This window comes from Paenibacillus sp. FSL R7-269, assembly GCF_000517865.1.
In the GTDB taxonomy this organism is placed as follows: domain Bacteria; phylum Bacillota; class Bacilli; order Paenibacillales; family Paenibacillaceae; genus Paenibacillus_AQ.
In genome coordinates this window covers 1-1,372 of the sequence record NZ_ASPS01000078.1, presented here as the reverse complement: position 1 = coordinate 1,372, position 1,372 = coordinate 1, and the positions used below count along the sequence as shown (strand labels likewise).

The 1,372-nt window shown below is 53.4% G+C and carries 1 rRNA gene; it reads left to right on the top strand.

What is annotated here, in order from left to right:
• A 23S ribosomal RNA gene (locus tag C162_RS28305) occupies nucleotides 1-1,372 on the top strand; the annotation flags it as partial.

Genomic DNA, 1,372 nt, shown 5'->3' with positions numbered 1-1,372 from the left:
CCCCGGAAGGGGAGTGAAATAGAACCTGAAACCGTGTGCTTACAAAAAGTCAGAGCCCTCTTTATGGGTGATGGCGTGCCTTTTGTAGAATGAACCGGCGAGTTACGTTTAACATGCAAGGTTAAGGTGAGAAGCCGGAGCCGCAGCGAAAGCGAGTCTGAATAGGGCGACTGAGTATGTGGACGTAGACCCGAAACCGTGTGATCTACCCCTGTCCAGGGTGAAGGTGCGGTAACACGCACTGGAGGCCCGAACCCACGCATGTTGAAAAATGCGGGGATGAGGTGGGGGTAGCGGAGAAATTCCAATCGAACTCGGAGATAGCTGGTTCTCCCCGAAATAGCTTTAGGGCTAGCCTCGGTGAATGGAGTGGTGGAGGTAGAGCACTGATTGGGTGCGGGGCCCGCAAGGGTTACCAAGCTCAGTCAAACTCCGAATGCCATTAACTTCTTGCCGGGAGTCAGACAGTGAGTGCTAAGATCCATTGTCAAAAGGGAAACAGCCCAGACCATCAGCTAAGGTCCCCAAGTGTGTGTTAAGTGGGAAAGGATGTGGAGTTGCACAGACAACCAGGATGTTGGCTTAGAAGCAGCCACCATTGAAAGAGTGCGTAATAGCTCACTGGTCGAGTGACTCTGCGCCGAAAATGTAACGGGGCTAAACACACCACCGAAGCTATGGCTAGATGCTTTGCATCTGGGGTAGGGGAGCGTTGTATGTGGGTTGAAGGTGTACCGTAAGGAGCGCTGGACAGCATACAAGTGAGAATGCCGGTATGAGTAACGAAAAGATCAGTGAGAATCTGATCCGCCGAAAGCCCAAGGTTTCCTGAGGAAGGCTCGTCCGCTCAGGGTAAGTCGGGACCTAAGGCGAGGCCGAAAGGCGTAGTCGAAGGACAACAGTTTGAAATTACTGTACCACCGTAATCCGCTATGAGCGATGGGGTGACGCAGGAGGGTAGTGACGCGGACTGATGGATGTCCGTCTAAGCAGTGAGGCTGGTGTGTAGGCAAATCCGCACACTATTAAGGCCAGGCTGTGATGGGGAGCGAAAATTATAGTAGCGAAGGTCATGATCTCACACTGCCAAGAAAAGCCTCTAGTCAGGAGAAGGTGCCCGTACCGCAAACCGACACAGGTAGGCGAGAAGAGAATTCTAAGGCGCGCGGAAGAACTCTCGTTAAGGAACTCGGCAAAATGACCTCGTAACTTCGGGAGAAGAGGTGCCTCGGTAGGGTGAATAGCCCGAGGGGGCCGCAGTGAAAAGGCCCAAGCGACTGTTTAGCAAAAACACAGGTCTGTGCGAAGCCGTAAGGCGAAGTATACGGGCTGACGCCTGCCCGGTGCTGGAAGGTTAAGGGGAGTGGTTAGG